General features: G+C 65.9%; 1 protein-coding gene. It reads right to left on the bottom strand.

Annotated features, from left to right (window positions below; genetic code table 11):
* A partial coding sequence (locus AC0IYH_RS31900) for a TOBE domain-containing protein (protein WP_471838284.1) occupies positions 1-267 on the bottom strand: 267 nt, incomplete at both ends.

Here is a 267-nt window from a genome sequence, read left to right as displayed (position 1 = left end):
ATGCGTTTGTCGATGGCCAGGCCATCGGCGTTGAAGAGGTGGCAGTGGGCCGGATCGAAATCCAGCGCCAGCGGCTCGCCATAGGCAGGGGAGAAATCACCGCGCACACGCACGGTGAGCATTTCATCGCCCACTCGGACATGGCAGAAGGTGTCGCTGCCCAGACGCTCGCTGACGTCCGCCGTCGCCTGCAATCGGCCCTGGCCGGCAGGCACCACGTTGAGATGCTCGGGGCGGATACCCAGGGTGACCTGGCTGCCACTCGCC

The sequence above is a fragment of the Pseudomonas sp. AC463 genome, assembly GCF_979253585.1.
The sequence above is the reverse complement of the archived record's forward strand: the minus strand, read 5'-3'. Positions and strand labels throughout refer to the sequence as shown.